The following is a 24,517-nucleotide window of genomic DNA, read 5'->3' as shown; positions in this document are numbered from 1 at the left end:
CCGCGTATTCATTCGCCTGTCCGATATGGTGAATTTTGCACAAGAAAAACCATAATCAGTGGGACTATGACAGAGATCAGGCCCACGGTAATCAGCAAATTCCCCAAGTGGCTATAGTCAGCGATGGATGCAACTGTACCCGTTCTGGGTTCGGTCACGACACGAGTCACGACAAATACCTGGTTTAGGTATTTTGTGCCCAAGCTGCTTGCCGACAATGCCATGTTGGTGAAAGACGCCATGACAGCAAAAAAGGTCGCCTTGAGATGTGTCGGGGCGTTACGTGCGATCCAGGCCAGCATCGGGACCATCGCGATCTGACCCAGCGGTGACTCGACGGCTGTGTCGAGTATGGCGATGAATCTTGCATCCACAACCCCGCCTGTGTGCGCGGCCGTCCATTCATGCACTCCGTAGTATAAAGCAAGGTTAGGCAGGGCCAGCACTCCGGCGGCAATGGTGAGCAGTACCACCACCTGCGCGATGGAACGACTGGCCATAAACGGTCTGAGGATGATCAGGCCAAGCAGCGCTAGTAGTGAGGTCAGGAGCGCCAGAATTGCCAGAAACTGTTCGTCGAACCCAAGCTCGTCGATTTCGAACCAGGTCAATCCCGGACCAGGCAACGGGACCGCGCGAAAAACGAAAATGATTGTCGCCGTCCCGATCAGAACCTTGGCCTGTTTCGACTCCAGTTCCCTTAGCAGCCGTGACATGAGATAGAGAATGACCGTGAGCGAAACCGCAAAAACAGTCTCTTGCGCAAAGGCGAAATTTGCGGTTCCCAACACAACGCTGAGTACAACAAACGCGAGACCTCCCAGCAGTATTGGCCACCTTACTTCGGTGGCTTGATCCGGTTTGTGTAGAAGGTGCCCAAGACTAACGAGGCGACGCTGTATCAGAGCATGAAGAACCACTCCGCTGATCGACAGTAAGGGGACAACCAGAGCGACGAGATAGACCTGACCGTAGAGAACCAAACGATCGCTTTTCTCCAGATCCTCCGCGCCCGAAAAAATCCAGATGTTAACCGCTGCGACTCCCGCAAACCCGGATATGATCGCAATCCTGCCCAGGGTCTGCATGGTAGTGTGGCGGGCACGAACTTCTTCATGCGTAAACGCGAACCCATCTTGGTTGGTTTGTGGTACCGCTTCGACCGTCATGGCATCTGCCACGACGTCCTGAATGGCATAACCAGAAGGTGCCAGGATCAAGGCAACGACATACCAATGCTCAGGCAGCATGACCCCGGCCATCTGGGCAGGCGCGGACACAAGTCCATACATGATAAGCAACGAGGCCGTGATAAGAGACGCGCCAACCAATATCAGCAGCGATTTCCAACGCCAGAACAGATCCACCAGATGCCCAAGCGGCATTTTCAAAATCCAGGGCAATCCGGCCCAAAATGCCAAGCCCGCCACGAAAGCAGCAGATAGATTCAGATAGTCCTTGAGGAAAAACGCGCCAACGACGGATGTCAGTCCCGAAACTCCGGCCGCGAAGTACACCATCAACGGTGGCATGTAGGACCATTGTAATTGCGCGACCAGATCAACGAATGTCCGGTGCCACCAGTCAGAGAGCCGCCTTCCAAGTGTAGGTCGATCAGTGTTCATATGTCATTCGGATCCCGTTCTGGCGACCTAACGCCGTCGGATTTTCTCTCAAAGAAACCCGGCGCCAAAAAGCAGGGTGCTGGTCAGAACACCAAGGATTGGCACGACAAGAGGTACGTGGAAATGTTGTCGGGTTGAATCCGGTTTCAACTTCAAAAAGATCAGCGAGAAATTGACTAGCACAAACACCCCCAAGACGATCTGAGATGTGCGTTCTGCTAGGGTGCCGATCGGCAGTGTTTGGGTCAGTAGAAGGATTAGCACCACAACCAGCAGGGTTGCGACGACTGGTGTCTGGGTTACCTGCGGGACACTCGCCAGTATTTTCGGCAGATGATCCCGGTCGGCAAGACCGTAGATTACCCGCGACGCCATTATCATCTGGATCAGGACGCCATTGACTGTTGCAACGACTGCGACTGCGGCAAACCCCTGTTTGATTACTTCGGGTGCATTTGAAAAAACCAAAGCAAGCGGGGCAGTCGACGTCGACAAGGTATCGATAGGAACAACAAGCAGGACCGTAATTGAGGTCGCCAGATACAGACCCGTCGCCAGAACGAGCGTCAGCAGAATTGCCTTAGGAATTGTGCGAACTGGGTCTTTTACTTCTTCGGCGACGTTTGCCATGTCCTCGAATCCAACAAAGGCAAAGAAAGCCAGAAGCGACGCCGCAAAAATGCCCCGCCAAGCGTTGATCTCAAAACCTGGAATCGTCTCGCTGAACGCATAGCCTTGCGGATCCTGCACGGACATGCCCCAGCCAATCACAAACAGAAGCCCCGAAATCTCGATGATCGTGATCACTGCCGCCACAAATACTGATTGCGCGATGCCCCAGAGTGCAATCAGTCCCATAACCGACACGATGCCGATCGTAAGCAACGTGGTGCCAAGGTTGGTCAGGGTGTGAAGATAGGAGGCCGCTCCAATCGCAACGGCCGAAGCCGATATCACTCCCGAAGCAGCGACGGCGAGACCCACCAACACGGCAATCCAGTTTCTTTGAAACCCAGCTTCGACGTATGCCGCTTCTCCCGCGCTTACGGGATAACGGGTTGCGAGTTCGGCGTACGACAAAGCCGTCAGCGAAACGACGAGCGCTGCAATGAGAAACGAAACAGCGGCGTAAGGACCAGCGACCTCGGCGGTGGCACCGACAAGCACATAGATTCCCGCACCAACGGTGACACCTAGTCCGTAAAGCGTAAGCAACGGGGCAGTAAGCGCGCGTCGGAGTTTAGGTGTCGGTGGATCGGCCGTATGCATTGGCTTCACTCCTCAATGAACAAACGCCTGTGTACCGAGCTACAGCGCGGTTAAGTACACCAGTCACTAACGAGGGGCTCGCCACCATTCATTCCGAGCCCCTGCGGTGGAATTTCCACGCTTTTGCAATTCCGCTTATCACCATGTTTGATTTGGATGCAGGCGATGAACGGCAATCCCGCTGAAACATTCATGCTTTACTATGTAATGTACCTTTTTGAATTGATCTATGTCATTGGTCGCCAAGAACCGACCAGCCAAGCGGAACCGACTGCAGTGTACTTACTTTCGTCGCAGTTTTTCCCAGCTGGTACTCAAAGGCTGAATATGAGCGAGATCAATGAAGCGTTCGCTCAATACCGCGTAGTCTAAACGCGAAATGCTGACGTTCGAGGAGGAACAAATGCCAATTTATCGCGGACTTCTTTTGTCAATATTTGCTGCAAGTGCTGCACTGGCGCAGGATATTGACCTTCAAAACGGGCACAATCTCTACAGAACCTATTGCTGGCAATGCCATGGTTTCGAGGCCACTGGAGATGGTCCAATGGCGGAGATGCTGGCAATAAGGACGCCTGATCTGACCAGGCTTGCGGCCCAAAACGACGGTGTTTTTCCGATTGAGGAGGTGGCGCGTCAAATTGATGGTCGCGCACCATTGCTCGCGCATGGCGGAGAAATGCCCATTTTTGGACCAGCTTTGGATTCGGACCAAAAAGTTGCGCTGACCATGCCTGACGGCCAGCCAATGTTCGCAGGTGTGCCGTTGGCAAATGTGATTTATTATCTTGAGTCCATACAAATCGAGTAGGTTGGTACAAATGCTGCCATTAGATTGTAGAGGACCACTGCCCACGTTTGTTGACGCCGGTTGATCTACATTAAGGTTATTTTCTACGGGATTTGGTAACATTCAGCATTGGGAAGATGAGGAGGAATCTCCGATGCCTGAAGAGAAGCCAAAATCAAGTTACTCCAACCCACTTGTTGATGTTTTCAAGCAGATGCAGCCGACTACTACGGCCAATCCGTTTTTAGGCGCACAGCTTGAGCAATTCTGGGACACGCAGGAGAAATCACTGAAAGAGGCAGAGGCCTTTGCTCAACATTGGTTTGAGAGGCGCCACGAGGCTGTTCGAACCGCGCTAGAAGCTGCGCGCTCGGCGTCTGCTGCAGACCCGACTGATCCGGCGAAAGCACTGCAATCCATAGCAGAGTGGCAAAAGCATTCAGCCGAACGCCTCGTGGCTGACGCTCAGGAATGGTTCGAAACAGTTGCCCGATGTGCAGCATTTGCAGCGGAAACCGAAGACGAAGCTGTGGAAAAAACAATAGGTGATGTTGCAAGCACAGCAAAGAAAGCGGGTAAGTCTTCGAAATCCGAACCGGTTTAGAGTGCCGTATCACCGCGGAGGCCGGAATGATCGTAGCTGGAGCAATCGAAGGTCAATAACATGTATAAGAACATTCTGATTCCAGTCGCGCTGGACAACGATCACGATACACAGGCCTCATTTGAAGCTGCTCGTTTGCTAGCGAGTGCCGATGCGGAATTCACAGTGCTCCATGTGCAGGAGCCGGTCCCTGCATATGTGGCATCCCAGATACCCGAGGAAGTTCTGGCCAACACGCGAAAAGAGCTTCAGGAAGGCTTACATCGGAACGCTGCAGAGCTACCGGGGGCGAAACCGCGGCTTATCTCGGGGAGCGCTGGCCGAGCGATCGTTGATTTCGCAAATGAAAATGGCATCGATTGCATCGTGCTGGCCTCACACAAGCCGGGGATCGAGAACATTTTTATTGGGTCGACTGCGAACCGGGTCGTTCACCACGCCAATTGTTCTGTCCACGTGATCCGCTGAGTCGTTTTGAGGCAGGTGTCCAAGTCGAATGCTGGATGCCCAGCATGGGACACAAAGACGACGGAGTGAAATTGGCGTTGCGAGCACGCGCAGCGTGAAAATCGTATTCACGCTATGGGCTCTCAGCAGACATTCGAGAGTTCACAATGAGGAGCGCCGATGTCTGCTATACGGGACAAACCAGACATTAAACAATCAATGCCCAATGTCTGGTTCTCGGTATTTGCGTCACTCGCGCCCTGAGGTGTCCCACCAATGCGCTTGCATGAACTGAGGGATCGCCATCGTCGTGCCGTTCAAGCACTCGACCGTTCCGGCTGTCAGCTCAAGGGCCATCCTTGCTTCATGCGCCGTCAACAGATCAGGATAAGGCGTCTGTTTGTCAGTTGGGGCAAAACCATACCGGGGGTAGAAGTCGGGGACGCCCAGCACGAACACAGCATCCGTTCCAATGGACTTCAGGTGTTCGATACTGGTTTCCATCAGCTCCTTGCCGACTCCATGGCCTTGATACACCGGCGACACGCCGCAAGGTGCGAGCAGGTAGCATTTTGTGTCCGGATGGTCCTGGAAGACGAACGGCGTAAACACAGCACGTTGCCTGCAATCTGCCCGTCCGGTTTGACACTGATCGAGGTTCTGTCGCAAACTTTTTAGATGGCAAAGCATCAGTGGATTTGGCGAGCAGTTTATCCCGCCAGTTGGATGAACTGCTGAAACGGACGGAGTCCGGGCGTGAATTGACCTTTGCGGATCATGTTGACCAGTTCTATGCCTGCCAGGACAGATGCGGCTGAAGCGAAGGATTTGAATCCCAGCATGGGTCTGATCCGTCGTTTGATGAATCTATGGTCTTGTTCAATGATGTTGTTGAGGTATTTCCGCCTGACCATATCGATTGGGATCGGACAACCAAAGCTCTTGAGCATCTTGTTGATCGCTTTGATGCCAGCTGTATTGGCACCACTTTAGTCGATGACGATCTTGCGTGGCAATCCGTTCACCTCAAGGGTTCTGTCGCAAACTTGGCTCCCAACTGTCATTCCGACTGCGGTTCTGATAGTGCGCGCTCGGATAAGACATGAGCAAACGGTGACGATCTCATTCAAAGGCGCGCATTTCCCAAAGGACGTGATCCTACACGCGGTCTTCTTTTACCTGCGTTACGGTGTTTCCTATCGAGACCTGGAAGAAATCATGGCCGAACGGGGCGTCGACTTGGATCATGCGACGCTGAACCGATGGGTGGGCAAATATGCCGGGCTCGTGGCTGAAGCCGCGCGATATCGAAAGCATGCTGTGGATCGTTCTTGGCGCATGGATGAGACGTATGTGAAAGTGAAGGGTGAGTGGGTGTATCTCTATCGCGCGATCGACAAGTTCGGCAAAACGCTTGATTTCATGCTTTCCAAGCGCAGAAACAAAGCTGCGGCAACGAAGTTTTTTGCCCGCGCGCTCGAAGTCAACGGTCTGCCGCATAAGATTGTTATCGACAAAAGCGGGGCCAACACTGCCGGCATCAAAGCCATAAACAAGATGCTGAAAGGCTTTGGCTGCCCAATACCGATTGAGATGGTTAGGCGGAAGTACCTCAATAATATCATCGAACAAGACCATAGATTCATCAAACGACGGATCAGGCCCATGCTCGGTTTCAAATCCTTCGCATCAGCCGCATCTATCCTGGCAGGCATAGAATTGGTCAACATGATCCGCAAAGATCAATTCACGCCCGGACTCCGCCCGTTTCAGCAGTTCGCCGAGCTGGCACGCTAATCTGCCCACCAATTTCAAAGATGCTTAGCCATCCAAAAAGTTTGCGACAGAACCGTTTGCGACACATCCCTAGCGAGCACCTCCAAAGGATCTTGAATTCACAATGATCATTTATTCCACATTTTGATCATTACCATGACAGTAGTAGAACTCGCCTCTGCGAACCAATCCAGTCAGCTCTTTGATTTGTTTGGCGACTAGATCGATCTATCCCGGTCTCGTCAAAGGGCTAGCCCAGATGGTTGCCAATCTGGTCGATCAGTTTTTGAGCCTCATCAACTGAAATTTCCCGCCCGCGTATCCTGAGGCGGAGTTCCCCAGATGTCACCTCGGCCTGAATTGTGCCGCCTGTGGGAAGGACAACCGGTGTCAATCGTTGCACCTGCTGCGGGCGCCCGCCGCGCGATTTAGCTTTTTCCACGTCCGGCACGCCCTTGATCGCAGCTTCAAGCAGACCCCATTCGGATTTGGAATCCAACGGGCCGGCGCCAGCCAATGCCTGACGCAATCTGGTTTGTGCCCCGTCCCGCAATGCCGAAGCAAGCTTGAGTCCGGCCTTTTCTGACAACGACACGGGATGCTGCAGCAAATCCCCCAACGCTTCATGCACCATAGCAAAGCTACGGACCTTGGACCGTTTGGCTTTGGACGCAGCAGCAAAAAGCACATCGACAGCGGCCTCGGTTGAAGCAAAAACCCCCTGCCCTGCCGCCAGAACCGCGACGCGCCCGCGTTCATAAGGGCTGAGGTTCGAGCGCAGCTCATTCTCTTCCACCATCGAGACGTAAGCGCCCTGCCCTGTTCCAGCCTCACGGACAAATGCAGGAATCTCGATGAACCGAGCATCACTTTGGGACAGCCGCTTGAAGGCCTCCAGACGCCGATAGCCCGAGATCAGGCCAAAACTGTCACCGACCCGGCTCACCTCGATTGGCGTTCTCAAGCCGTGAACGCGCAGCGATTCCAACAGTTCCGCCATGGCTTCTTCGTCTTCAACCATCCGGTCACGGCGGATGAAATCCGGATCAATCTGATCCAGCGATATTTTTTCCGCAATCAAACCGGCAGTTTGTGCATCGCGCCATCGAGCTGCATCACCTTGGTCCTGGGCCAAAGCGACTCTGTCTGTCACGGACGCCATGCCACCCAAGGTAGCGGCCTCCGCTGCAACCTGAGCTATTGGAGGTGCGGACGAGCTTGCTTCAAACGGGCTGATCGACGGTTTCGCGGCGAAACCCGCTTCAAGCTGTTCGAGCTCTGTTGTGTCCGGTGCGGTCAGTCTTCTGCGTTTAGCCATCTGCCTCTCCTCCCATCTGAGCGTCGCGCCACCAGCAACCGATCAGAACCTCTTTGAATTCTGCGTAAGTCCGGTCAAACGTTTCCCGACCCCGAACATACGTATCCCGGTTAAAATCACGGTAGTCGGCTTCGTAGATCCCATTCACCTGCTCACCAGCCTGCCCGACCAAAGCAGTATAGTCCTGCCGGTAGGCATTCATGAAATCCCCGAAATAGGCCTGAATTACGTTCGCCATGTCTGTTTGCTGACTGGCATCAAACCGGGTGATGATTGCGCGTACAACATCCCATTCGAACTTGAGCTCAGGCAAGCCAGCTGCGCGTTGTGCCGTGTTTTCACCATCCTCGATACTGGCAAAGGTCGTATAGAGCATGTCAAAGAACCGACCCGTTGAATCAAACTCCAGAAACGAAGCTCCAAGCGGAACCAGAAGGATATCTGCTGCAGCCAGTGCATTGATCGTAAGGTACCCAAGTGCAGGAGGCGTATCGAGAAAGACGATGTCATAATCGTTGAGGATACCTTCATCCTCGAGGAAATTGGTCAGGCCGTCCCACAAAGGCCAACTTCTCAGCCCCATCCTCCACACTGGGATCTGGAACTCGGCCCAGTAAAGGTTCAACTGCGCACCTATCAGATCAATATTTGGCCAATGGGTGTTCTGAATTACATCGCCAGGGGTCGTTTTAAGCGCCTCTTGCAAGGTCTCATCCAATGGAATTTCAGGTTGACCTGCCGCATTGCGCACGCGGTTTTCCTCCTGCACCGCCCGAGCATAGTCCTTCGCGATCAAGGGGAACACAGTTTGCCATTCATCTGCGACGGACCCGCCAAGGATCGACGTCATGGATCCTTGGCTGTCGAGGTCGATGACCAGAACTTTGTATCCGTCCAAGGCGGCGGACATGGCCAGATGGGCGGCGGTCGAGGTTTTTCCAACACCGCCTTTGAAATTTGCAACGGAAACAACCTTAGCCGGAAGCCCTTCAGGCCGGTAGGGAAGATACTCCTTCGTGCTGACGCCTTCAGCCGCAAAATGCTGGCGCAAGGTCAGGACCTCTTCCAAAGTGAACCATTTTGAACCGGCTTCACCTTCGCCTTGAGGAAGATCAGGATGTGCTTTGAGGACACGGCGGAGATGCGCAGGTGCAACCGGAATTAGGTACTTAGTTATTTCCCAAATTGAAAACCTACGCAGCCGCTTTTCCCCATCAGGAGCATAACCTCGGCGAGCAAGATCCTCACGGCCTTTGGCGCAGAATGCCGCTGCTTTTGCGAATCGAGAGGTTCCTATAGGATCAGGTAACTTCCCGGCCGCTGTTGCGGGATCAAGATTCAAATATGGCGGTAGCGGAGGTTGGTTTGATTTGTTCACTGTCGTTGCCTCAGAAGATGTTCGCCTTAGCGGCGTATATTTAGGAATGTAGCGAACATTATCTTCTAAAGCTATCCTGCGATCGGAAGTTTTCCACAGTTTTTGCGCGCAAGGCTGGGTTTCGCCACGAAACTCTAGAAAAATGAGAGAGCACGCCAACAAAGAGTTTATTATTTATAGAGTCTTTAAGAGATTTAGATTAATAATATAGTAATTATAACAACAAGTTAGATCACTTTAGGGACCCATCTACAGTTCCTAGGGTGTCCGATTCCGGGATCAAAGGTGCCCAGATACGGGACCAAAGGAACCATTCGACAGGAACAAGGGCACCGATTCGCAGGGACGTGGATCTTCGACGCTATTAGACACTTACAAAGCCGTTTCCATTACGTTCGATCCTGTCTGAGTCGTTCTTATGACGGGCTCGCGATGATAGGTCTGGGGATAAGTTTAGGTATATCTGTTTAGGGTACCCGTTTTCGGGATGAGCCTGATCCTGTATTTGGGCACCTAATAGAAGTTGATTGATAGGTACCTTTCATGGCAGAAATACAAAAAAGAGCAGTCAGGCAGAATCATGCCGGAAACACAAATAGACATGGATCACCTATCCGGAGCCTTGCGAAGGGAAACGGTGAAAAAGAACGTCGCCGCGATTCACATCAGCGGTAAGTTGACATTGCTTCAGCGAAAGCTGTCGAATGTCCTGCTTCTCAATGCCTATGATGCGCTGACATCTGCACAGACCCATACCATCGATGCACGAACTCTGGCGATGATGGTTGGCTATAACTCGAACGATTTTGATACCTTGCGTGCAAGCCTGCGCGCCCTGGCCGAGACTGTCGCTGAATGGGACATGTTGGATGAGCAGGGGCGTCAGGAATGGGGTGTTTCCTCTCTGCTGAGTTTTGCCAAGCTCAAGAATGGTGTTTGTGAATATGCCTACTCACCGGCGCTGGCGCAGAAGCTGTATGATCCCAAAATCTATGCGCTGATCAACGTTCAGATTCAGCGCAACTTTAGTTCTGGGCACGGATTGGCACTGTATGAAAACTGCTATCGCTTTGTGCGCATCGGGTCGACAGGTTGGTTGGCCTTGGACGTTTTTCGAAAGCTCATGGGGGTAGATGGCAGCGACTATTATACCAGCTTCAAACATCTCAACGCCAAGATCATCAAACCGGCGGTTGCCGAGGTGAACAAAAGCTCGGACATTCTGATCGAACCCGAGTTCCAAAAGAAAGGCCGGACGGTCACCGATATTCGCTTTCGGATTAAGGGAAACCCGCAAAAGGCGATGTTCGAAATTGATGACAGTGACGGTGCTCGGAATATGCAGGTGTACACGAAGCTACGTGATCAAGGGGTCTCGGATCGTTTGGCCCGACAGTGGATTTCCGAACATGGTGAAGACTACGTCGCGCAGAAACTTGATTACGTAAGGCAAAAGGGCGGAGTGAAATCCACATTGGGCTATCTGTCGGCTGCATTGCGCGATGACTATCAGCCACCTGAACCGGAACAGCCAGCGAAGCCCAGCCCCGAAGCACTGGAAGAAGCGCAGGCGAGGCAGGCCCAAGTGGCGGTTGAAGACAAAGCCTATGCCGAACGGGTAGCCGAGCGGGAGGAGCGGGCGCGGAAACTCTCGATCGTAGAAGAGCTGGTTTCGCGGCGAAACCCGACACAGAGGGACGCAGATAAAAGACTGTTTCTTGCCGGTCTAGACAACGACCTGGACCGCGAGCATTTCCGAGCGCATGCGTGGCGCTCGGGGCTGAACGCAACCGCAATCTTCGAATTCTGGCAAGAGCTAGAGCCAGACGCTTTCGACTGATCGCGGTAAGGGCAGGGGGGTGCATACCCTTTAGCAGATTATTGTTTCTTGAACGCAGATTTCAGCGCATCTGCAAGTGCCCCCTGCTGCGCATTATTGCCGTTTTTTGCGCGTTGTGTTTCTTTTTGTTTTGTATGGCTTTGCCGCGATTGGTCGCTGCTTTGAACGCGCTTTTGCCGGGTTTCAATGCCACCATCCTTGCGCATCGTCAGACCGATGCGTTTTCGCGGCGCATCCACCTCGACGACCCGTACCTTAACTACCTGGCCGGTTTTGACGACATCATGGGGATCTTTGACAAACCGATCTGCCAGTTGGCTGATATGCACCAACCCGTCCTGATGAACACCGATATCAACAAAAGCGCCGAATGCCGCGACATTGGTTACTGTGCCCTCCAGGGTCATTCCAGGTTTCAAATCACTGATCTCTTCCACGCCATCAGCGAACGAGGCTGTTTTGAAATCTGGCCGGGGATCACGACCGGGTTTTTCAAGCTCGGAGAATATGTCCTGAACCGTGGGCAGGCCAAAACTGTCGTTAACAAACTGTTCGGCGCGCAGGCCGTTCAGGGCCCCTTCATTCCCCATGATTTGCCGAATGTCCCGCCCACATGCGGCAACAACGCGCCGGGCCACGGAATAAGCTTCGGGGTGGACCGAGGACGCATCAAGGGGCTCGGCCCCATCGCGTATCCGCAGAAAGCCTGCGCATTGTTCGAATGCGCGGGGGCCAAGGCGCGCAACCTTCAGTAGCTCTGCACGAGATTGAAAGGCACCATTCATGTCGCGGTGCAACACGATGGATTCTGCCAGCCCCGGGCCTAACCCGGACACATGCGACAGCAATGGGGCAGAAGCAGTATTCAGATCAACCCCAACGGCGTTCACAACGTCTTCGATGACAGATGCCAGTGATTGCGAAAGCTTAAATTGATCGACATCGTGCTGATATTGCCCGACCCCAATGGATTTTGGTTCGATCTTCACCAGCTCGGCCAGAGGGTCTTGCAAGCGACGGGCGATTGAAACCGCTCCGCGAAGGGAAACGTCCAGATCCGGGAACTCTCGGGCGGCCAGTTCGGATGCGGAATAGACTGACGCTCCGGCTTCCGAGACGACAACTTTGGTGGGGGTTTTGACAGTCTTGGGCAAATCCTTGAGCGTATCACCAACCAGCTTTTCGGTTTCGCGGCTGGCTGTTCCGTTGCCGATTGCAACAAGCTCAATGCCGTGCTGGGCGATCAGGCGCAGGATTGTGGCCTGCGCGCCTCGAAGGTCATTCTTGGGTTGGAATGGATAAATAGTTTCAGTTGCAACCACTTTGCCAGTTGCATCGACAACCGCTGCTTTGACACCTGTTCGTATTCCAGGGTCCAGCCCCAAGGTTGGGCGGGCGCCAGCTGGCGCAGAGAAAAGTAAATCTTTGAGATTGCGAGAGAAAACAGAAATCGCCTCGTCCTGGGCACGGCTGCGGAGGTCGGCCATCAGGTCAACCATCATCGTCAGCGAGAGCTTTACCCTCCAGGTCCAACCGGCCACCTTGCGTAACCAAGTATCGGCAGTTGAATCCGTGCGGGTTAGCAGATGTGATGCGACGATCGCTTCCGCCCGAGCAGCGCCGGTCTCGGGGTCCGGCGCGATGTCCAATGTCACGATGCCCTCTTTTGACGCGCGAAGCATCGCCAAAGCCCGATGAGACGGCGTTTTGGCCCACAGCTCGGAATGGTCGAAATAGTCGCTGAATTTCGCGCCATCCTGTTGTTTGCCATCAATCACCTTTGAGGTCAGCAGCGCCTCGCGCTGCATGAAGCTGCGCAGTTCGCCTAACAGGGTGGCGTTTTCGGTTAGTCGTTCGGTGACAATGTCGCGGGCACCGTTCAGGGCATCCTTGCTGGTCGGAACAGCCTCGGACAGGTAGGATTGGGCAAGGGTATCGGGATCGACAGACCGGTCTGCAAGAATTGCGTCAGCCAGAGGTTCCAACCCGTTCTCGCGTGCGATCATTGCCTTGGTGCGCCGCTTGGGTTTGTAGGGAAGGTAGATGTCTTCCAACTGTGCTTTGGTGCCAGCCAGCGCAATGGATTTTGCAAGATCATCTGTCAGCTTGCCTTGATCCTTGATCGAATTCAGGATGGTTGTGCGCCGGGCGTCCAATTCGCGCAGATAGGTCAGGCGTTCTGACAGGGTGCGCAGTTGGGTATCGTCCAAACCGCCTGTCGCTTCTTTGCGGTAACGCGCAACAAAGGGCACAGTCGCGCCTTCGTCCAACAATTTTACTGCGGCCCCTACCTGATCGGGTCGGGCGTTGATCTCGGTGGCGATGGTGCGGGCGATGCGGTCCAATGGTGCCTCCTGACAGTCGTTCGGAGAGACTTCTTAGCCAGCTGCTTTGCTGAGGGGAAGGGGGCTAAATCTGTTGGGCCAACTCTTGCAGATCGTCATAGAGGGTTTTGGCAATCTCTACATATCCGCGTTCCGTGTTACGGGCCCGGGCGGCAAACCGGCGTTGGGATGGTAGGCGCGCGCCCTGATCGGTGATGTCAGCGAACAGGCGTTCTGCCCTTGCATCGTTCGGGTCTATGCGGCCACCGCTGAAATGCCCCGGATCGAAGGCCAGAAGGATTTCACCATGATAGGGGGCGCCGCCTGAGTTGCCGGCAAACTCCATGCTTTCCAGGCTGGTCAGGTCGTCGATCAGCGGACCGGCCAAGAGTTCGATCATGATGGACAGGGCCGAACCCTTGTAGCTGCCGAAGGTCAACATCGCACCCTCCATCGCAGCCTGCGGGTCGTTGGTTGGGTTGCCGTCCTTATCGATTGCTACGCCATCGGGTAGGGGCTTGCCTGCGCGGCGATAGAGTTCGATTTCGCCACGGGCAAAGGCGCTTGTTGCGAAGTCAAAGGTGAAGGGATCCTTGCCCTGTCGCGGCCAGCTGAATGCCAGCGGGTTGGTGCCCAACGAACCGCGGGTGCCGCCGGCTGGGGCAACCCAGGAATGGCTTGGTACCATCGCCATCGCCGCAAGGCCGGCAGCAGATAGCCGCTCCACTTCGGGCCAGAGCGCAGAGAAATGAAAACAGCGATTGATGGCCATGGCTGCAATACCATGGGTTCGGGTTTTCTCGATCAGAATTGGAAGTGCCTCATGAAATGCCAGCAGGGACATACCTCCGCGAGCATCGACCCGAACGATGGCGTTATCCGATTGGGTAATGGCTGGCGCGACATTTCCGTCAATCTTGCCTGCCTTCATGGTGTCATTGCACATGAACAGTCGGAACAGGCCGTGCGACTGGCAATCATCAATTTGACAGGTGACCAGCATATCCGCGATGGCCGCTGCATGGTCCGGCCCGTATCCGGATCCGGACAGAATGGTCAGGCTTAGGTTTCGTATCTCATCCAGTGTCAGCTTGACCGCTTCGCTCATCTGCCGTGTCTCCCATTGCGTTGGCAGAAGAAGGCATAGCTTGGTCTGGCTGGCAAGGAGAACCCTTTGCAATTTGCCACTCATTTATGGTTAATGCCGTATTGGATTGGTCTAATAATGCAATATGTGAATAAGTTAACAGAAGTTCCCAGACCTTTTGTACTCAATCGAAAGTTGTGGTGGCGGCTCAGCGACTCAAGTTGATTTTTCAGATCAGCAGAGGTCGCACTCTGCGTGGCGCCCTACAAAATTTTCAGAAGTTTTTTGGATGGGGAATTTTATGCATAGTCCTTATGATCGTGACCGAGTGATCTGCTTGGAGTTTACACCGCGCCTTTTGTCCGAATTTCGCAGCATAGTTGAAAGGTCTATGGGATACCGCGTGTCGAACGATGCAGAAAGCACAGGCATTTCTCACCATGAAAAAGCAATCGTTGTACGTCAGTGCCTGAAGCGTTTTGTGCCGGCCAATGCCCCAAAACCTGCCGGGTCGCATAAGCGCCAGCACAGTTTTGCACTGATCAACCTGGGTTTGTCGACGGCGCGTGCCGAAGTATATTCGCAAGGATACAGCGACTATATTGCCTATCCATTTGTCACCAGCGAAATCCAGCACAGATTCAGTGCGGCGCGAGCATTGATGAAACAGAATGTCTCTGCCGAGTACTTTTCAAAAGATACGTTGGTCAATGCTGCTTGTAATTTCCTTTCTACCGAGCCCGAATTTACAGGCGGCATTGACGCCTTGGCGCAAGTGGTCGGGTCAAACCGGAACACCTTGTCCAAGCGGTTCAAGGAAGAGTTCGGCGTTGGCCCCATGGCTTGGTTTCGGCGCTACAGGTTGAACTATGCAGCGGCCCTGGTTCTTGAGGGGCAGCACAGCATTCAGGACATCGCCTTCAAGGTTGGCTACGAGGATGCGAATAACTTTTCGACCGCGTTCAAACGGGAATTCGACGTCTCGCCATCGGAGTATCGGCGCTATCGCAATTCGATGAACTAAGCATCACCCAAAACACGTCCTGGATGAGCACGCCCTGCGCGTGAAGGCTGCTTGCGCGTGCGCCCGTTTGCGCGGGCAGGGGGCTAACAGTGCAAAGATCAAAGGAAATGATGATTCCTGCAAAGATGGTCTGACAGAGTTTCCGGCTAGCATTGATTCACGATTTCGTCGTTCTCGACAAGAACCGCTAATGGAAGGAATCTGAAATTGGTTACCGAAAATATTCAACTCAGATTGGTCAATCACTCGGATGATGCCAATAATTCATCGATCGTTATTTTCCAGCAAAACGTGGCCGAAGATTTCGGCGAACTCGCTATCGCGTGGAAAGTCATCAAAAACCTGGGGCGGCTGGATTATCACCCCTTCAAATACCCGCTGAAATTCATGGTTTCGGCCTCGGACAGTTATGGGAACTATACGCCGCAGATGACGGCCTATGACGGTCAGGCCTATGAAATGGTCAAAGACACCAGCGGAGATATTTTGCGGCTGGCCAAAACCCCGGCAGTGTCACCCAACGAGGTTGAAATGCGTAATAACCTGACAATGGGGTCGATAAACGCGAATATCTATCGCGAAGGCAAACTTCTGGCCGCCAAGACCAATCTTGCGCCAGGGCAGAAGGGCGTCTTTCAGTTCCACCCGACCATCTATATCGGCGTGGTTTCGCAGATCGAAGAAGGCCAGGTCATGGACTCGGCGATCATCAGTCAGATCAACACCGAGATCAATCTGTTCGGTATCCAAAGCGCCGATATCGTGATGTCGGGCGGTGGTCCGGGCAAGAACTCGACGCCCTTCGATTTCCAGCTGGCAAACATCAATGCGTAAACGTGCCCTGCGGCGGATTACTCGCCGCAGGATGCACCCCGCTTGACGGAGCTATGGAAGGAGGAGGTGTGTCATGACCAAAAGTGCCGACACAACAATTGCCCTAAAGCGTAAACGTTCAGATGACGCCGAGGACAGTGATCAGAAGGCAACTGCAGATAACCCAAAGCCGGTTAAACCCGTGAATACGAAAAAGCCGGACTCAAAATCCACGGACGACGCAGACAAGAAAGACAGTTTGAAGCCTGTCAAACAGGTTTGGCAATCTGGCGATTTCCATAAGACCGGGCGCAACAAGCCCCCCTATAACGGGCTTCAGATCTCTGTTCAGTACAAGGTGGACGATGCCGGGAAATTTGAGGACGTGGCCGTCACCTTCACGGATTTCACATATTCCAAGGACGGGGTTTCATCCGAAATTCAGGCTCTGGCGGTCAGTGATGGCTGGGTTGAAGTTCCCAAACCGGCCAAACCCAAGCCCAGCAGTGATACCAAAGCGTCAACGTCCACGGGCGATAAGGGGAAAACAGATTTCACAGTGGTCGGCCACGTCAAAATCAGTGGCGAGCCGGATGGAAAGTTCTTGAGGTTGCGTCTGAAATCCGGCCTGGAGCCGGGGTTTCAACAGCTTGGTTTTATCATGAGGCTGTCGCCGCCGCCGTCGAGTTCATAACACAGATTCGTCAGGGTGGCGCGATGACAACCCAACTCGTATTTGAGAACCGATCATTAAACCCCAATGTGCGCAGGGTTGGCCTGTTCTGGGACTGTTTGGATCACGACCAGCACATCAGGCCATTAACCTGGCAGGTTGTTCTGCAATGCCCGTATCGCTGGTACCGAAGCTTTCAGATTGATCTGACCCTGTCGGTCAGGTTCGTCACCTGCGAGGGCAATATCTCGCCCGATGTTCTGGTGGATCGCAAAGTTGTCTGTGGCGAGGCAACGATCGAACCCCGGCGCAAAGGCGACGGGATTGACCTGACCATCACGGTTCCAAAAGGGCATCGGTTGCACAAGGTGCAGGTCGTGCGCTGCGGCTTTCCCCTGACCGAAACCCGCCTGCCTTTGCAGGGAGAATGCGTGCTCCGGGCTCCGGACCGGCTGAAATTTGCGGCCGATATGACAACGCGGCAGGGTTTTCGGATCGACCGCCGGGAAATAGGTCCGGGTGTGGCCAGTTTTGATCTGCACCAGGTCCAGGCAATGCGCGTTGCCATGTATGGCGGCACGCCGGGTCCGAATTCCGATCCGATCAATTTTGTTGGTTACGACATTCAATATTCATGACGCCCCAAGCGGGCGAAACTTTGGAGGAGTGAATTGATGGCTTACAGACGTACATCCGGAATCCTGACCAACGGCGGTGCTGATCCCAAGCTTGAAGCGGACTATATCGTTGCCGCCGCCATCGTAGGTCATTCGATCGAACAGATCCGCGCCAATGTCGATGTGCAGTTTTCAATGGAACCTTCTGACGAGATGCCCAGGTCCGACAAATGGTCCCGCGAATGGGATCAGCTTCAGCAAGCCGCCCAGAAAATCGGACAGCTGGCCGCTTTGGAAATCGACATGCAGGGTCATTCTGTTAGGGCAGGGACGGCCGTCGATCATAAAACCGGCGCTGTGATCGTTGGGGTTTATGGTTTGGCCGGGCATGAGCCTCCGACCGAGGGCGATATCCGCCACCCCGAACACCACCTCAGTGACAAGGGGCAGGTGCTATATGATGAGATCAAGCAAAGGGATCGCGACCCCGCTTATCAGTATATCGGGCTGGGGGCCTATACCGGGTTTGTCGATAACGGAAATGTCGAAGGCGACACCGATCCGGTCGGTCCGATGCCAAGCGCGCGGTTCCATATCCCTGATCTGGATGCGGGCGATCATGACGACAATATTTTCGAGGGATGGTACCCTCGGTGGTTGCCGCCCGAGGATTCTGCCCTGTGGAACCCGCGCGTTCGTCGCGATACCCATGACCATGACTGCGTTGGTTGGGGCATCATTGGCGGCGATCTGGCGCAGGATGCTCCGAAGGAAGGGGAACCCGATCACGGGGCGACAAACCGGTCGGACCAGATCACCAATATTATGCGCTTTGATCAGGGTATGAATTTCGTCGATGAAAGCGGGGACGAAGGCGTTAAGGGCTATACCCACGGTATGATCCAGGCGATCTACAAGGCCTATCATCTGGGCCCGCATTGCACGCCTTATGAAATTACGGTTGGTGACTGTACCACCAAGCTGGCCTCGTGTTTTGGCTGTACGATGTTCATGACCGCCAATGGCTATCCGCCCACCTCGACCCATCTGGGGCGCGCCGAAAGCTGGGTGCCACTTTACGAACCGTACAAGCCGTCGACCTCACCTAAATCCGAGCGGATCGTGATCAACGACCTGAACGCCAGCTTTGCCGCCTATTGCGACAAGGTTCTGCGTACTGGGATGCGCGCGCTGAGCGTCGACAATATCGCGGATGCCTATGACCACTGCCCGGCTGCGCTGGAGCATGTTCTGGGCGGGCAGTATTCTGCGGATAACCGGGTTGCGGTCTCTCTGTTTCTGGATGCTCTGACGGTTCATGACCGCGAGCTGAGCCGCGTCCGTCGCGTATTGGGTTTGGACTAAGTCACCGACAGCCCGAATTAACATATCGGAGGAGAAGACATATGGCCTTTCAGGTTTATGCACTCGTACATACCCGCTCTGGTCGGTTTCTGATGTTTCGCCGACCCATCCTGACCTATTTCCAACGCGGAAACGGCGGGCAGATTTTCCCTGAAGGTCAGAAATTACAGGGTGGTGGGCGCTATGCTTTGCCATACGCAAAGGTTGATCCTGAAATCGCGATTGAGCTTTGGGAGGATGATAATTTCATTGCCGAAGCCGGCCAGCAAATTCTGATTGATTGTTGCGGTGCGCTGATCGAGTTTCTTCCCCCAGAAGCGGCAGACAAGGGGCCCGTGTCAATCGAGGGCGAGCATGAAATATTGCTCGCCCCGGCGACCGAAGTCGTGACCCGTTTCGACGAAGATGGCACGCGATCCGCGGTTTATTTCGCCGAAGTGTCCGACGCGGATCTGGACCGCATTCGCGACTATATGGTTGAGGTGTTGGCCGAGGCTCGCGCGGCGATGTTGGCCGTGATTCAAGACAACCTGTATGAATACACCGAGATCGAGGTATTCTATCCGCATGCGCCTTTTGACAATATCCATACCGGTGTCGACGTCTGGCAACTCGACATCGAGCGTCTGGAAATCAGTGGCTTGAAATCCAGCAAGCTGACCAAGGGTTCACTGCAGGCGATCAGCGAGCTTGAGGTCGTGTTGGCGGTGGAAGACGCTTAACGGGCATGACCAGCCAGGACCCCAAACTCATTTGGATGGATGCCCCGTTCGAGGATTTGCGCAACCAGTTGGTTGCCAATTTCGAAACCCATCCCCATGGTGCCGATCCCCCTGAATTCGTGACCGTCCAGTTCTTTTTCACCAAGACACCGGGCAAGGCCGTGCGCGGCCCTGTTCTGAGGTACAAGGAAAGAACGCCGCTGAATGTGCTGTTCGAAACCGGTGAGCGGTTGACCGGTACCCTGACCTGGCAAAGCGGGTTGAGTACGCCGTTGTCTCAGCAAGTCCTTGGGGCCTTGGCTCTGCAAGAACCCGAGACCGGTCGTGTCTGGCGTTTTCAGGGTTTTATGTCTGAATTTGGCAAGCCAAGCCATATTCCATCGCCCGATTCCGGGGCAGGGGGCGGGGCCGATGATGGTGGGAACTCTGGCACCGGGCAAAACGGTTCAGGTGGACATGACGGGCATGACCCAGATCAGCCAAGCCACACTCACGGCGGTGATGGTGATAATCCATTTAGCGATGACCCGGATTCTGATGGGCTGAGCCCGGCCACTCAGGGCGCTAACCTGCGCTGGGATGAGCTGTTCCCCTTCATCTATATGAAACATTGGCCGTCGATAGCGCCGGGCGCGCTGGATGCGGGTTTCATGGAGGTTCCGCAAAAGATCCTGGCGAACAGCGTGTTCCTGCAAAGCCTTGTTTCAAAATCCGGGGACAGGTCAGGGCAGGAGGCTTTGGCGGTTACTTACGTGGATCCAAGCTCGAACACCGACAATACACCAGGTGGGAATAGTTCGCCCCATCCGGCATCGGATGCGGGGCAATCCGGCAAGGCTCAGCCTGCGGCCGAACCGGGCAAACCCAAAGGGTTCATCTCCTCGATTGAATCGCTTGGCCCGCCATTCAGTTCTTATCCTGAATTGTGGCCGGCTCTGCGAGAGCTGCCTGATTTTTCGCTGGCCCAGATCACAGATCTGATCAAGGCCCGTCTGGGCGGATGGGCCGCATTCAAGGTTCTGGCAAATGCACCGGATGCGCAAAAGGAACTGGCCCGCATCTGGGAAAGCATCGTTGCGCTGAACCTTTTGGCTGGCTGGCAAAAAGACGAACTTGCAGTTCTGATTCAGGTGTTGACTACCCATCACGTTCTGACCCGTGCGCTGGCTGCAACCGAAGGAGGGCAGGCCAGCTTGATGACCGATCCGGTCACCGGACAACAGATCAAAGCTTGGATGCATGCGACGCTGGTTTTGCCTGGCTCCATATTCGAGCCGAAAAAACCTGCGCCGGTTGCAGCAAAGGATACAGATCATCAGATCCCTCTGAAATTGACAAAGCCCGGCTGGGTGCGCGCCTATTCATACGGGCTTGCCCGTTCGATCCGGTATCAGCCGCTTGGGTATGAATTGGGCGACGTGCAGCGTATCGAAAATGTCCTGCGCGGTGAAATGCGCGAGACGCGAAACCGGAGATTGCAGCGCCGCGAAAGCCATGAGGCACATTCCGATGTGACCACCAAAATTGCCCGGCGGGACGAGGATACCTCGGTTTCGGACCTGATCAATCAGGTGCGAAAGACGTTGGCCGACCATGTCTCGACCACGCATGTCAACTCCTACGACACCCAGTACGGAATGCCGACAGATGGCAATAAGATGAGTGTTACCGGGAATTGGTGGGTGCAAGAGCAGCCAGCCGGAGGCTTTGCGAAAAACGACCTGAAATTTGCCCGCGACATCGTCGAGAAAACGGTGCGAAACCTGTCACGCGAAATGCGCCATACGCGCGAGTTATCCGAAGTTGAAGAAACCGAATACTCGGATGTGACGCGCTTTGACAATCGGCGGAACGGCACGGATATCCGCGGCATCTATCGTTGGGTGAACAGAAGCTTTCGCTTGCGCACGAAAAGTCTGGGCGAGGTTTTGATTTTTGAGATCATGGTCCCCAGCCCGGGTGAGAATCTTGTCCGGCATATTCGCCGGTCCTGGCAGCTTGATCTGCGCCCACCGAAGTCTCCAGGTGAGTTTGGGATAAGCGGGTTTCAGGATTTGACCGACGAGGCTGGCAAGACAGACGATGGCAAGATCTTTTATCTCGATGCGTTTCAGGAATTTGGCGTGGAAGAGACCCGAATGGCCCCGCCATCCCAGCTTGTGGTCAGCCAAACGGTGCAAAGCCACACGCCAGTGGCCGAAGGCGCAGTCCTGATCCCCAGAGGCTTTGTGCCCATCAAAGCAACAGCAACGGTGATGAGTGTCGGAACCCCCGCAGAAACCCATGTCATCGTGGGGTCTGTCGCCCTGCAACCTCAGCAAGCAGGGGGCAAATCCGCCCCGCCCGGTTCAAACGGCCATGCGGACAAGTCACCGCAGCCACTGCGCCTGCCTGTCAGCCAAGCCTCGGGCGCGCAGGTGCTGAGTGCCCAGCTGGATAAAGGGTTCGGAACCGGAACCTCTCCGGCGGATGAAGGCCATCCGCTTGGGTTCACCATTCTGTGCAGCCTCAAGCAAACCGCAGCCACACAATCGTCCGAGCCCAACTCTCCGCCGGATATGCCGGTTCCCGATCCTGCACCAATGCATCTGCAATCCGAATTGACCGGTTTCTTTGCGGCAACTCTTGAAGTGATGTGCCAACGGACGGCGCAGACTTATTCCGATTGGCAATTCGAAACCTATAGGCTGATCAAGGAAGCGTATGCGCGGCAGCTAGAGGGATACCGTCGCAAACTGGAACAACAGGTGGCTGCGATTGAGGCTCAGAACCCTGCGTTCCTGAACAAGGCGGTGACGACGGAAATCCTGTCCGCGGCCCAGGAGCAAATCTTGACCCTCAGCGGGTCCGAGAAGGATGCCGTGGCCCCGGATTATGCCAAGCCGCGTATCCGGCACTATTTGCAACAAACGGTCGGGTGGTCCGACATCGCCACATTCATGGATATCGAGGACGAAGTCAGTGATCTGACAGGCGACCCCGCGGATCTTGCCCTGCGCGAGACCGTACCCGACCTGCGGTTCCGGGATTTTCTGCGCGCTGACCGTGTGCGCATTCTGGCGCCGGTCGACAGAAAGCACGCGCGCAGTTTCCTGTATTTCCTGCGCACCGGCCGGATCTGGCCGGATGCAGACCATCTTGCCCCTTGCTTGCCCGAAGACGCCGAAATTGTGGCCCGGATTAAATCGGAACATACACAAGACGATGAAGGCAATGCGCAATCCTGGACGGTTCAGGTGCCCACGCATATGTGCATGCTGAGTGCGGATGGTGATCTGCCAGGTCAGACGGATTCAGAATGAGACCGCCAGGCTTTCCGACCCCGCCCCGACCAAACGCCCCCGGCGGACCGCTTGAACCACAACAAGGCTGGGGTCCTTCTCCGGGCCGGGTATTGGGAATGCCGGTTGGCGCGGTGATCGCTTTTTCCGGGGAGCTTCTGGGACAATCCAAAAAGCTGGCGGGCGGGACCACTGATCTGCAACATTATGGCTGGAAGGTTTGCGACGGCTCACCTCTGTTGATTTCCGCTTATCCGGAATTGTTTGCCGCCATCGGATATCTGTTTGGTAAAGGCAAGGACGGAGAGTTTCGACTGCCTGATTACCAGGGCTATTTTCTGCGCGGCGTCGACCCCGGCGGGAAAGTCGATAAGGATCAGGACCAGAGGTACCGAACCGACAAAAAGAACCAGAAATATGACAGCGTAGGGTCGCTGCAACTGTCTGCGCTCCAGCAACACCAACATGTGCTGGAACAAAGCGACAGCACGGTATCAAACGGAGTGTTAGGCCCGGAACCGGTTATCGCCCCCACACCCCAATCCAATTCGGGCAACGTCGTTAAAGGGTCGGCCCTGACCAGCGAGACCGAGACCCGCGCAATCAACATCTCGGTCTATTGGCTTATCAAATGTCGGTTGGATGCGGTGTTATGACAGATAGAAAAGGCCGATCTGATGGCATGTAGGCTGGGCAAAATTGTAAGGTCGTTTCGCAAACCATCGGGTCAGATTCTCAAGGCGGCGCCAGATAAGGCGCAGGCAAAAGGAATAGATGTCAGTGATCATCAGCGGGATATCAACTGGCCGCAAGTCGCAGCCTCGGGTGTTTCTTTTGCGCTGATAAAGGCGACCGAAAGCGTCAGCATCAAGGATGCCTATTTTCAGCCAAATGTACTGGGCGCGAATGAGGTGGGTATCCTGTGCGGCGCCTATCACCTGCTTCACGTCAGCCACCCGGCCAAGCCACAGGTCACGAATTTTGTCGATGCAGTGCAGGCTGTTCTTTCGAAAGGCCCGGTTGGAAAATCCGGCCTTCTGCACCTGCCATTTACACTCGATCTTGAAGGCGTCCCGACGGCACAGGGGGCCGCCTATCGAAGCCTCGCGCTGGAATGGCTTACCAGCGTTCAGAGGGCTTTCGGAACGGTGCCGATGGTATATGCCAATCTGAACACCTGGGAGACTGAGCTGACTTCGGGTTTCGGGAACTACCCGGTCTGGCTGGCAGAATACGCAGCCAGACCCGCACCGGATGCTCCGCAATGGGAGTTTTGGCAGCACTCTACGAACGAGCGAGTGTCCGGTATTGCCCCAGAGGTTGATTTGGACGTGTATTGCGGATCGGTTCAGCAACTGAAGGCGCAGTACGGGGTGCAAAGCCGAAACTTATAATTGTCACAGTTCGATTCACCAAAATGATCAGTTGCTAACTTGGGCAAACCCAAAAAACGGTAGTGCAACTCCGCAAAGAATTTGAGTGATCCCGTTGAGCAGCCTCATCTGACTGGTTCAATTTGATTGTTAGTGCATCATTGGCCTGTGATCCATTGAGATGATGGTTT

22 protein-coding genes and 1 pseudogene are annotated in these 24,517 nt (G+C 54.5%); 15 read left to right on the top strand and 8 right to left on the bottom strand.

Annotated features, from left to right (window positions below; genetic code table 11):
• Window positions 1–8: 8 nt before the first annotated feature.
• Together AC2FH2_RS19200 and AC2FH2_RS19195 are read right to left on the bottom strand one after the other, a co-directional pair.
• Window positions 9–1,625 carry an MFS transporter gene (locus AC2FH2_RS19200; protein WP_496690562.1) on the bottom strand — a complete coding sequence of 539 codons (1,617 nt, stop codon included), beginning with the start codon at window positions 1,623–1,625 and terminating at the stop codon, window positions 9–11.
• Window positions 1,626–1,673: 48 nt separating this feature from the next.
• Window positions 1,674–2,894, bottom strand: a complete 1,221-nt coding sequence (locus AC2FH2_RS19195) for an APC family permease (protein ID WP_496824889.1) — start codon at window positions 2,892–2,894, stop codon at window positions 1,674–1,676.
• 156 nt (window positions 2,895–3,050) lie between these two features.
• Between AC2FH2_RS19195 and AC2FH2_RS19190 the strand changes: the two genes are divergently transcribed.
• The 4 genes from AC2FH2_RS19190 (at window position 3,051) to AC2FH2_RS19175 (ending at window position 4,756) form a co-directional block, all read left to right on the top strand.
• Window positions 3,051–3,266 (top strand): hypothetical protein, encoded by a 216-nt coding sequence (locus AC2FH2_RS19190; protein ID WP_142636020.1) that lies wholly within the window; start codon window positions 3,051–3,053, stop codon window positions 3,264–3,266.
• A gap of 31 nt (window positions 3,267–3,297) precedes the next feature.
• Window positions 3,298–3,705, top strand: coding sequence for a c-type cytochrome (locus AC2FH2_RS19185; protein WP_496690561.1), 408 nt, complete (start codon window positions 3,298–3,300; stop codon window positions 3,703–3,705).
• 133 nt (window positions 3,706–3,838) lie between these two features.
• Window positions 3,839–4,288, top strand: a complete 450-nt coding sequence (locus AC2FH2_RS19180; protein WP_496824886.1) for a phasin family protein — start codon at window positions 3,839–3,841, stop codon at window positions 4,286–4,288.
• A 60-nt stretch (window positions 4,289–4,348) separates the two neighbouring features.
• Window positions 4,349–4,756: a universal stress protein gene (locus AC2FH2_RS19175; protein ID WP_496824884.1), complete on the top strand. Its 408-nt coding sequence runs from the start codon at window positions 4,349–4,351 to the stop codon at window positions 4,754–4,756.
• Between the two features lie 228 nt (window positions 4,757–4,984).
• Here the strand turns inward: AC2FH2_RS19175 and AC2FH2_RS19170 are convergent, their stop codons facing one another.
• Window positions 4,985–5,425, bottom strand: coding sequence for a GNAT family N-acetyltransferase (locus AC2FH2_RS19170; protein ID WP_496824882.1), 441 nt, complete (start codon window positions 5,423–5,425; stop codon window positions 4,985–4,987).
• A gap of 20 nt (window positions 5,426–5,445) precedes the next feature.
• Window positions 5,446–5,772, bottom strand: a pseudogene (locus AC2FH2_RS19165) (DDE-type integrase/transposase/recombinase); the annotation flags it as partial.
• Window positions 5,773–5,848: 76 nt separating this feature from the next.
• Between AC2FH2_RS19165 and AC2FH2_RS19160 the strand changes: the two are divergent.
• A complete protein-coding gene (locus AC2FH2_RS19160; protein ID WP_496824880.1) occupies window positions 5,849–6,532 on the top strand; it encodes an IS6 family transposase in 684 nt (227 codons plus the stop codon).
• Between the two features lie 229 nt (window positions 6,533–6,761).
• On the opposite strand, the gene AC2FH2_RS19155 is transcribed toward AC2FH2_RS19160, so the two are convergent.
• Complete coding sequence (locus AC2FH2_RS19155; RefSeq protein WP_496824878.1) at window positions 6,762–7,829, bottom strand: ParB/RepB/Spo0J family partition protein; 1,068 nt, start codon at window positions 7,827–7,829, stop codon at window positions 6,762–6,764.
• Window positions 7,822–9,207 carry an AAA family ATPase gene (locus tag AC2FH2_RS19150; RefSeq protein WP_496691397.1) on the bottom strand — a complete coding sequence of 462 codons (1,386 nt, stop codon included), beginning with the start codon at window positions 9,205–9,207 and terminating at the stop codon, window positions 7,822–7,824. Before AC2FH2_RS19150 ends, AC2FH2_RS19155 begins: the two co-directional genes overlap by 8 nt.
• A 580-nt stretch (window positions 9,208–9,787) precedes the next feature.
• Here AC2FH2_RS19150 and AC2FH2_RS19145 point away from each other — a divergent pair.
• Complete coding sequence (locus AC2FH2_RS19145) at window positions 9,788–11,047, top strand: replication initiation protein (RefSeq protein ID WP_281995019.1); 1,260 nt, start codon at window positions 9,788–9,790, stop codon at window positions 11,045–11,047.
• Window positions 11,048–11,085: 38 nt separating this feature from the next.
• On the opposite strand, the gene AC2FH2_RS19140 is transcribed toward AC2FH2_RS19145, so the two are convergent.
• Window positions 11,086–13,392, bottom strand: a complete 2,307-nt coding sequence (locus AC2FH2_RS19140) for a Tex family protein (RefSeq protein ID WP_496690556.1) — start codon at window positions 13,390–13,392, stop codon at window positions 11,086–11,088.
• Between the two features lie 64 nt (window positions 13,393–13,456).
• Window positions 13,457–14,479: an Ldh family oxidoreductase gene (locus tag AC2FH2_RS19135; protein ID WP_496824875.1), complete on the bottom strand. Its 1,023-nt coding sequence runs from the start codon at window positions 14,477–14,479 to the stop codon at window positions 13,457–13,459.
• Window positions 14,480–14,849: 370 nt separating this feature from the next.
• Here AC2FH2_RS19135 and AC2FH2_RS19130 point away from each other — a divergent pair, with 370 nt between their 5' ends.
• The 9 genes from AC2FH2_RS19130 to AC2FH2_RS19090 all read left to right on the top strand — a co-directional run bounded on the left by AC2FH2_RS19130 (window position 14,850) and on the right by AC2FH2_RS19090 (window position 24,347).
• Window positions 14,850–15,482 carry a helix-turn-helix transcriptional regulator gene (locus AC2FH2_RS19130; protein WP_496714442.1) on the top strand — a complete coding sequence of 211 codons (633 nt, stop codon included), beginning with the start codon at window positions 14,850–14,852 and terminating at the stop codon, window positions 15,480–15,482.
• Window positions 15,483–15,689: 207 nt separating this feature from the next.
• A complete protein-coding gene (locus AC2FH2_RS19125) occupies window positions 15,690–16,316 on the top strand; it encodes a hypothetical protein (RefSeq protein WP_496824873.1) in 627 nt (208 codons plus the stop codon).
• A 73-nt stretch (window positions 16,317–16,389) separates the two neighbouring features.
• Window positions 16,390–16,989: a hypothetical protein gene (locus AC2FH2_RS19120; RefSeq protein ID WP_496824871.1), complete on the top strand. Its 600-nt coding sequence runs from the start codon at window positions 16,390–16,392 to the stop codon at window positions 16,987–16,989.
• Window positions 16,990–17,012: 23 nt separating this feature from the next.
• Window positions 17,013–17,606 carry a hypothetical protein gene (locus tag AC2FH2_RS19115; protein WP_496824869.1) on the top strand — a complete coding sequence of 198 codons (594 nt, stop codon included), beginning with the start codon at window positions 17,013–17,015 and terminating at the stop codon, window positions 17,604–17,606.
• 36 nt (window positions 17,607–17,642) lie between these two features.
• Window positions 17,643–18,950: a hypothetical protein gene (locus tag AC2FH2_RS19110; RefSeq protein ID WP_496824867.1), complete on the top strand. Its 1,308-nt coding sequence runs from the start codon at window positions 17,643–17,645 to the stop codon at window positions 18,948–18,950.
• Window positions 18,951–18,991: 41 nt separating this feature from the next.
• Complete coding sequence (locus AC2FH2_RS19105; protein WP_496714440.1) at window positions 18,992–19,672, top strand: hypothetical protein; 681 nt, start codon at window positions 18,992–18,994, stop codon at window positions 19,670–19,672.
• 5 nt (window positions 19,673–19,677) lie between these two features.
• Window positions 19,678–22,974: a hypothetical protein gene (locus tag AC2FH2_RS19100; RefSeq protein ID WP_496824865.1), complete on the top strand. Its 3,297-nt coding sequence runs from the start codon at window positions 19,678–19,680 to the stop codon at window positions 22,972–22,974.
• Between the two features lie 98 nt (window positions 22,975–23,072).
• The gene (locus tag AC2FH2_RS19095) at window positions 23,073–23,609 is read left to right on the top strand and encodes a tail fiber protein (RefSeq protein WP_496824863.1); all 537 of its coding nucleotides are present in this window, start codon (window positions 23,073–23,075) and stop codon (window positions 23,607–23,609) included.
• A gap of 21 nt (window positions 23,610–23,630) precedes the next feature.
• Window positions 23,631–24,347, top strand: a complete 717-nt coding sequence (locus AC2FH2_RS19090) for a glycoside hydrolase family 25 protein (protein WP_271952468.1) — start codon at window positions 23,631–23,633, stop codon at window positions 24,345–24,347.
• Window positions 24,348–24,517: the final 170 nt, after the last annotated feature.

It is taken from the genome of Ruegeria sp. YTSA105 (assembly GCF_059610225.1).
The sequence above is the reverse complement of the archived record's forward strand: the minus strand, read 5'-3'. Positions and strand labels throughout refer to the sequence as shown.